The organism is Streptomyces beigongshangae (genome assembly GCF_019710745.1).
Lineage (GTDB): Bacteria > Actinomycetota > Actinomycetes > Streptomycetales > Streptomycetaceae > Streptomyces > Streptomyces beigongshangae.
Genome location: NZ_JAHKJW010000028.1, coordinates 97,944 through 104,383, shown reverse-complemented (window position 1 = coordinate 104,383; position 6,440 = coordinate 97,944). Strand labels below are relative to the sequence as shown.

Genomic DNA, 6,440 nt, shown 5'->3' with positions numbered 1-6,440 from the left:
GGGCGCAGGCGCACGGCGGGGACGGGCGCAGGCGCACGGCGGGGACGGGCGCAGGCGGGCGCGGCCGCGAGCGGCCCGGCCCCACCCTTGCGCGCGACAACGCTCCCCGCTCAGGGCCGCCGCAGCGGCCGTCGCGCCCCCACCTGGGCGCGGTCCGCCGCAGCGACCCCTTCCTCCCAGCCGGCCGCGTCGTTCACCCCGCGCATCCGGGTCGTGACGGTGTCGGGGAACATGCGCTCCGTCTCGTCCGCGACCGCGACCTCGCGAGCCGCCAGCACCGGCAGCAACTCCCCCTCCGTGGCGCTCGCCCGCCCTTCCGCCGCGTCGGCCACCTCGGCCAGCCGATCGCCGATGCGATGGGCGTACGCGGCGAGGAACGACTGCCGGAACGACTTCGTACGCTTCCGGCCGCCCGCCCGCTGTGCCGCCTCCGCCTTCGTCATCGCGGTCGTGGCCTGCACGAGGAGGGAGGTGTGGAGGAGTTCCACCGCCTCCAGATCGGCTTCGAAGCCGACGACGGTGGAGAAGCCGAATGCCTCGTTCCACACCGCGCGGCAGCGGTTCGCCCCGGCCACGGCGTCGAGGAGGACCGCCTTCGCGGTCTCGTACGGCGGGTCGACGCCGATCCGCCAGGCCCCGGGCGTGTCCCTGGCGTGCGTCCGCGCCGCGAGCAGCGCCTCGTCGATGCTGTGCCGGGCCATCAGTTCCTGCGCCTTGGCGCTCAGCGCCTCCGCCTCCTCCGGAAACCCGGTCGCCTCGGCCTTGGCGAGGAGCGCGCGGATACGGGTGAGCATGCGGGTGTCCCGCGCGGTGCCGGTGCCGGTGCCGGTGCCAGTTCCGGTGCCGGCGCCCGCGGACGACCCGGGCGCGGACGCGTGCGGCGGGTGCGGCGCGTCCAGCGGCTCCAAGGACGGCAGCCGCAGCAGCAGCCGGTACAGCTCCAGGACCGCAGTCGCGTACGAGAAGCGGTCCAGGCGAAGCGCTCCGGGCCCGGCGCCCGAGCCGACACCCGAGCCTGCTTCCGATCCGCCACCCGAGCCGGCGTCCGGTCCGCCACCCGAGCCGGTATCCGGGCCGGCGTCCGGTCCGCCGCCGCCCCGCAGCTCGTCGAGTTGCGCCGCCCACCGCGTGCCCCGGGGGCGGGGGTCCCGCCCGGCCTCGGCGAGGACGAGCTCCGCCACCAGACGTTCGTGGACGTCGTCCAGCTCGCGCCGCACCATCCGTACGACATCGGCGGGCTGCCAGCCGCGCCGCCAGGCCGCCGCGACGAACTCCTCGCCGCGGCGGACGAGTTCCGCGTCGGAGGCGGGGTCGGCGGCGAGCAGGGAGGCGCCGGCGTCGAGGGCCGCGTCGGAGTCGGCGTAGAGGGCGGCCTCGAAAGCGCGGCCGACCACGGAGGACGTGCTGCTCATTCCTCGATCGTGCCACGGGAAGCAGCTGTCAACCCAAGGTTGACACCTCTCTACTGTCAACCTACGGTTGACGCATGACCACGAATCCACGTGCGACCACTTCCGTACGCCTCGACGACCTCATCGAGGCCATCAAGAAGGTTCACGAAGACGCCCTCGACCAGCTCCAGGACGCGGTGATCGCCGCGGACCACCTCGGGGACGTGGCCGACCACCTGATCGGCCACTTCGTGGACCAGGCGCGGCGTTCGGGCGCGTCCTGGACGGACATCGGGAGGAGCATGGGGGTCACCCGGCAGGCGGCCCAGAAGCGGTTCGTGCCGAAGGCCGAGTCGGACCTCGACCCGAGCCAGGGCTTCAGCCGCTACACCCCCCGCGCCCGGAACGTGGTGGTGGCCTCCCAGGAGGAGGCCAGGACCGCGGGCAACGACCAGATCCGCACCGAGCACCTGCTCCTGGGCCTGATCGCCGAGCCGGACGGCCTGGGGGCGAAGGCGATCACCGCGCAGGGCGTCACCCCGGACGCCGTGCGCGAGGCCGCGACCGCCGCCCTCCCGCCGCGCACGGAGGACATGCCCGCGCTCATCCCCTTCGACGCCGGCGCCAAGAAGGTCCTCGAACTCACCTTCCGCGAGGCCCTGCGCCTGGGCCACAACTACATCGGTACGGAGCACGTCCTGCTCGCCCTGCTGGAGCACGAGGCCGGGACGGGCGTGCTGAGCGGACTCGGCGTCGGCAAGCCGGCGGCCGAGGCGAACGTCGCGGCGGCAGTGGCGGAGGTGACGAAGCCCCTCCTGTAGACGCCCTGGCCCGACCGGGGCGGGGCTGGCTGAGTCGAGCCGGGGTGGGGCGGGGCTGAGCCGGGGCGATTGTCAGACCCTCCTGCGAGACTCGCCCCATGACCGACCGGTGGGCTCTCGCACCGGCCGAGGACGGCGGCGCCGAGCTCGCCCCCCTCGGTCCCGACGGACTGCCCGCCGGACCGATCCTGCGGGAGCCGGACCTCGCCGAGTCCGTACGCTCCCGGCCGGACGTCACCCGCTGGGTGTGGCGGGCGACCGCGGAGGTCTACCCCCGGCTGCGCGCCGAGGGCGTCCGCGTGGAGCGGTGCTACGACCTGGAGGCCGCCGAGACCCTCCTGCTCGGCCACGAGGGACGGCTCGGCGAGCCCCGTTCGGCCGCCGCCGCCCTGGCGAGGCTGCGCGGCGGCCCCGTACCGCCCGACCCCCCGCAGCGTTCCGCCGAACCGGGCTCGCAGTCCTCGCTCTTCGAGCCGCGCGCCGGCTCCGCCGACCTGCCGCTGGCCCAGCTCGTCGAGGTCTACGAGGACCAGCAGCGAAGACACGACGCGACCGCGCACCCCGAGCGGATGCGGCTGCTCACGGCGTCCGAGTCGGCGGGCATGCTCGTGGCGACGGAGATGAACGCGACCGGCATGCCGTGGAGCGCGCAGGTGCACCGCGAGGTCCTGCACGAACTGCTCGGCGAGCGGTACGCGGGCGGCGGCGAGCCACGACGGCTGGCCGAGCTGGCGGAGGAGGTGTCGGCCGCGTTCGGCCGCCGGGTCCGCCCCGACCTGCCCGCGGACGTCGTCAGGGCCTTCGCGCAGGCCGGGATCAAGGTGAGGTCGACACGCCGCTGGGAGATCGGGCGCATCGACCACCCGGCCGTGAAGCCGCTGCTGGAGTACAAGAAGCTGTACCGGATCTGGGTGGCCCACGGCTGGTCGTGGCTCCAGGACTGGGTGCGGGACGGCCGGTTCAGACCGGAGTACCTGCCGGGCGGCACCGTCACCGGCCGCTGGGTGACCAACGGCGGCGGCGCGCTGCAGATCCCCAAGGTCGTCCGGCGGGCCGCGGTCGCCGATCCGGGCTGGTGCCTCGTCGTGGCGGACGCCGACCAGATGGAGCCGCGCGTACTGGCGGCGATCTCCCGCGACCCCGGCCTGATGGAGGTGGCCGGCCGCGCGGGCGACCTCTACCAGGCCGTCTCCGACCGCGCCTTCTCCGGCGACCGCGCACAGGCGAAGATCGCCGTCCTCGGCGCGATCTACGGCCAGACGGCCGGGGACGGCCTCAGGAACCTCGCACTGCTGCGCCGCCGCTTCCCCAGGGCGGTGGCGTACGTGGACGACGCCGCCCGGGCGGGCGAGGAGGGGCGCCTCGTACGGACCTGGCTGGGCCGCACCTGCCCGCCTGCGGCCGGGGCGGACTCCGCGAGGGAGGAGGCGGGGATTCCGGACAGCGGGCGGACCGACGGCCCGGACGAGGGCGCCGGGCGCGGGGACGCCCAGGACTGGATGCCGGGCCACGCCTCCGCCGACTCCCGTGCCCGGGGCCGCTTCGCCCGCAACTTCGTGGTGCAGGGCAGCGCCGCCGACTGGACCCTCCTGGTGCTGGCGGGGCTCCGGCGCGCGTGCCGGGACATGGCGGCCGAGCTGGTCTTCTTCCAGCACGACGAGGTGATGGTGCACTGCCCGGCGGAGGAGGCCGACGCGGTGGTCGAGGCGATCCGGGAGGCGGCGGAACTGGCGGGCCGGCTGACGTTCGGCGAGACACCGGTGCGGTTCCCGTTCACGACGGCGGTCGTACGGTGCTACGCGGACGCGAAGTAGCCCTCACCCGGCCCGCACTGCACACTCACCCGCACCACACACCCATCCGCACCGCACGATCGCCCGCCCCACCCGACCGGCCCGCTCCACCCGTCCCGGTCAGACGACCGGTGGCCGTCCCAGCCGGGTGAGCCGCCACACGGTCCCCCAGCGCATCGGCCGCCGCTCGCCGGCCGACGTCCGCACCCCCTCCACGAAGCCGCCGAACCACGCCCGCAGCCCACCGACGGACCGCGTCCGTACGAGGGTCAGCGCGATCCAGACCGCCAGGTGGACGGGGACGAGCGGGAGCGGCAGGCGCCGCCTGACCAGCCAGACGCGGTTGCGGGCGGTGACGCGGTGGTAGATGGCGTGCCGGGCGGGTGACGTCTTCGGATGCTGGAGCAGCAGTTCGGGCGCGTACCGGATGGTCCAGCCGGCGTCGGCGGCCCGCCACGCCAGGTCGGTCTCCTCGTGCGCGAAGAAGAACTCGGCGGGCCAGTCCCCGGTCTGCTCCAGCATCTCCATGGACAGGGCGTGGCCACCGCCGAGGAAGCAGGTCACCTCGCCGCCCCGTAGGGGGTCCTTGGCGCCGAGCCTGGGGACGTGCCGCCGCTGGGTCTCGCCGTTCTCGTCGGCGATGCGGAAGCCGACGATGCCCAGGCGCGGCTCGGCGGCGTACAGATCGCGTACGGTCCGCAGCACATCGGGGTCGACGAGCAGTCCGTCGTCGTCCAGCTCGACGACGACGTCCACGTCCCCGAGCTCGCGCAACCGCCGCAGCGCGACGTTGCGGCCGCCGGGGCAGCCGAGGTTCTCGTCGACCTCGACGGCGGTGACCTCACCGGGCAGGCCCAGGCGCTCGGCGAACTCCGGCAGCGGACAACCGTTCCCGACGATCACGATCCGCTCGGGCGCGACGTCCTGCTTGGCCACCGACGCGAGCAGCGCGTCGACCTCCTGGGGCCGCGTCCCCATCGTCACCACGGCCACCGCGATCCGCGGTCCCACCGACACGACGCCCACCCCACCCCAACCCGACCCGACCCAGCCCTGGGCCTCGGCCTCGGCCTCGCCGACCATCAGGGAGCGATGCTAGCCGTTCACGGGAAGGACTCCTCCAATACGCGTGTTCTTCAGAGTGGCGTCCCGCTCCGCTCATTGCGGCTCATTGCGGCCGGGGGCCCGGGGCCGGGTAGCGTGTCCATGACCCGCTACGCCCGCCCATCCGCACCGCGTTCGCGCACTCGCCCGACCACGGCGCCGACGCCGACAACGGTGACGGTGACGGCGGCAGCGACAGGCCGAGGAGAAGGGGCCCACGACATGACCGTATCCATCTCCCTCCTGCTGATGGCGGCCGTGGCCCTGACGGTCGCGGTCGTGGCGCCGCGCGTCCTGACCCGCGCCTCCTGGCCCGAACGGGAGCCGGTGCTCGCGCTGTGGGTGTGGCAGTGCCTGGTCGCCACGGTGCTGCTGTGCTGTCTGGCGTCGCTCGCGCTGAGCGCCTCCGCCGTCTTCCGGACGGTCCGCGCCCATGTCTTCGCGCCCGCGCCGGCCTCCGTCACCGAGGCGTACGACCTGGCCGCCGCCCCGCCCTGGACGACCGCCCTGACGTTGCTGCTGGCGGGCGGAGCGGCGTGGACCACGGCCATGCTGGCCCGCGAGCTGGTGGAGGCCCGCCGACGCGCCAACCTCCGCCGGGCTCACCTGCGCGAACGCGCCCCCGAACTGCCGGCCGGTCTTCCGGCCTCGCGCGGCCCGCTGCTCGTGCTGGAGGACGAGTACCCGGACGCCTGGTGGATGCCGGGCAACCCGTCGCAGTTGGTCGTCACCACGGGCGCGCTGCACCGCCTCACCACGCACCAGCTGGACGCGATCCGGGCCCACGAACTCGGCCACGCCCGCGCCCGCCACGACTGGCTCCTGCACCTCTCCCAGGCCCTTGCGGGCGGCTTCCCCGGCATCCCGGTCTTCCGCCACTTCCGCGACCAGACGCACCGCCTGGTCGAACTCTCCGCCGACGACACGGCATCACGCCGCTGCGGCCACCTCACCACGGCGCTGGCCCTGATCGAGCTGAACCAGCACCGGGGCGTCCTGTCCTGCGCCACCCCCCGCCCCCTGCTCCACCAACGGGTGGAACGCCTCCTGGACCCCCCGCCCCGCCTCCCGCGAACCCACCGCAGAAGCACGACGACGGCGGCGGCCCTGGCCCCCCTGATCCCCCTGGCCATCACCTTCGCCCCGGCCCTGACGACACTGACGTCGTAGCCGTCGCGGACGGGCTCGACCTGCCCCGTCCCGTAGCGCGCGTCCAGCCGCCATGAACGTTTCTCTTGTCGCCACATCGGCCGGTGCACATGCTGGTGCGATTGGGATCGATCCCCGCGCGTACCTCTGAGATGCTCCGTGACATCACCTGAAAGGGCGGC

General features: G+C 74.4%; 5 protein-coding genes. 3 read left to right on the top strand and 2 right to left on the bottom strand.

Going from position 1 to position 6,440, the window contains the following annotated elements; translation table 11 throughout:
* Window positions 1-110 precede the first annotated feature (110 nt).
* Window positions 111-1,412, bottom strand: coding sequence for a DUF2786 domain-containing protein (locus tag KM933_RS22405; RefSeq protein WP_221354934.1), 1,302 nt, complete (start codon window positions 1,410-1,412; stop codon window positions 111-113).
* 74 nt (window positions 1,413-1,486) lie between these two features.
* Here KM933_RS22405 and KM933_RS22400 point away from each other — a divergent pair, with 74 nt between their 5' ends.
* Together KM933_RS22400 and KM933_RS22395 are read left to right on the top strand one after the other, a co-directional pair.
* A complete protein-coding gene (locus KM933_RS22400) occupies window positions 1,487-2,212 on the top strand; it encodes a Clp protease N-terminal domain-containing protein (protein WP_221354932.1) in 726 nt (241 codons plus the stop codon).
* A 98-nt stretch (window positions 2,213-2,310) separates the two neighbouring features.
* Window positions 2,311-4,026 (top strand): bifunctional 3'-5' exonuclease/DNA polymerase, encoded by a 1,716-nt coding sequence (locus KM933_RS22395; RefSeq protein ID WP_221354930.1) that lies wholly within the window; start codon window positions 2,311-2,313, stop codon window positions 4,024-4,026.
* A 99-nt stretch (window positions 4,027-4,125) separates the two neighbouring features.
* On the opposite strand, the gene KM933_RS22390 is transcribed toward KM933_RS22395, so the two are convergent.
* Entirely contained in the window at window positions 4,126-5,088 is a 963-nt protein-coding gene (locus KM933_RS22390) for a glycosyltransferase family 2 protein (RefSeq protein ID WP_221354927.1), read from the bottom strand.
* Window positions 5,089-5,331: 243 nt separating this feature from the next.
* On the opposite strand from KM933_RS22390, the gene KM933_RS22385 reads away from it, so the two are divergent.
* On the top strand, window positions 5,332-6,279 hold the full coding sequence (locus tag KM933_RS22385; RefSeq protein ID WP_221354925.1) for a M56 family metallopeptidase: 948 nt from the start codon (window positions 5,332-5,334) through the stop codon (window positions 6,277-6,279).
* The last annotated feature ends 161 nt before the right edge of the window (window positions 6,280-6,440 follow it).